Source organism: Bradyrhizobium sp. Leo170 (assembly GCF_004296405.1).
In the GTDB taxonomy this organism is placed as follows: domain Bacteria; phylum Pseudomonadota; class Alphaproteobacteria; order Rhizobiales; family Xanthobacteraceae; genus Bradyrhizobium.
Window position 1 is genome coordinate 1 of sequence record NZ_PSRR01000706.1, and the last position, 1462, is coordinate 1462.

At 69.3% G+C, this 1462-nt stretch carries 2 protein-coding genes; both read right to left on the reverse strand.

What is annotated here, in order from left to right:
* Positions 1 to 113: 113 nt before the first annotated feature.
* Positions 114 to 1145, reverse strand: coding sequence for a YcjF family protein (locus CWO89_RS44135; protein ID WP_130584376.1), 1032 nt, complete (start codon positions 1143 to 1145; stop codon positions 114 to 116).
* Positions 1142 to 1462: YcjX family protein (locus CWO89_RS44140; RefSeq protein WP_165421609.1), on the reverse strand; the 321-nt coding region annotated here is incomplete at its 5' end. The genes CWO89_RS44140 and CWO89_RS44135, both read right to left, overlap by 4 nt.

The window sequence follows — 1462 nt, forward strand, 5'->3', positions numbered from 1 at the left end:
GCAAAGCGCAGCGTGCCCACCATCACAAGCGGAGTGCTGATGGTGGGCACGCTGCGCTTTGCCCACCCTACAACTCTTCGTCGCTGTCGCTCCTCGCAATGATTCGAGGCGTCTCACTCCTCCTCGTCGCGCTTGCGCAGCAGGTCTTTCGCCAGGTCGGTCAGGGCTGGCTGGGGCAGGGCGGTGAAGGGGAGCGGCCGCGTCACCTCGATCGCCGCCAGCCCCAGGCGGGCGGTGAGGAGGCCGTTGAGGACGCCTTCGCCGAGGCGCTGCGAGAGCTTGGCGGCGATGCTGTGGCCGAGCATCTGCTGGATCAGGCTGTCGCTGGCGGCCATGCCGCCGGTGATCGCCAGATGCGCGATCACGTGGCGCATGAGGCTGAACATGCCGAGCGCGCCGGGCCGGCCGCCATAGAGGTAGGCCAATTGCCGGATCATGCGCAGCGCCGCCACGAATACGAACAGCACGTCGATCGCCGCACGCGGGCTCACCGCGGTGACGACCGAGACCCGCTGCGCCGCTGACGACACCATGCGCCGCGCCTCCTCATCGAGCGGCGTCATCAATTCGCGCTCGGCGAGCTTGATCATGTCGGCGCCGTCGATGATGTCGTCGGCATGACCCTGCAGCGTGGCGCGGGCGCGGGCGAGTTGCGGGTTCTCGTGCGCGAGCTTGAGCAGGTCGTTCACGATCACGCGGCTCGCGGCGCGGTCGTCGCTGAGCAGCACGTCAGCGGCACGCGAATGGAGCTTCTCGATCGTCGCCAGCCGCGCCAATCCAAAGGCCTCGCGGCCGATGACGACGAACAGCGCGACCGTCGCGACCACGGCCAATGCGAGGCCGACGAAGCCGAGCCCTTGGTTGCGCGCAAACAGGTCCTCGATCAGGTTGATGACGCCGAGGCCTGCGCCGAGCAGCATCAATCCGCCGGCCGCCGCCCAGAACAGCGTGCCCCAGCGGAAGCCGCGGCGCGCCGGTACACGCGGCGCATCGACCGGCACCGGCAGCAGCGCCGGATCGGGCTCCGGCGTGATCTGGATGGTGCCGCGGGCAGGCCGGCCCTTCTCGTCGGCGTCGATCACGATCACGGAGGGGTCGTCGAGCTTGAAGGTCGCCGGCCGCCGGTGGGACGTTTTCTCGCTCATTGCAGTCGGTCTCCGATCAGGAACTGGAGCGCGCGGTCGAGACGGATATGGGGCAGGGCGGGTTCCTCGTCACCCTCCCGCACCAGCTTCGGCGGCCGAAATCGCAGGAAGCGGTAATCGGCCTTGTCGGCGGTCGCGCTGGACAGGCCGCGGAAGGTGCCCCTGAACAGTTCCTCGGGATCGGCCGGCAGGTCGCCCGGAAACGTCGCCACTTCAGTCTCGCCGTCGAAGGTCTCGCCATCGGCGGTTTCGCCCGGCGCCGGCGTGCCGAGGATCGACGGCAGCTTTTCCCGGCCGCGCGCCACCTGCGCTTCGCG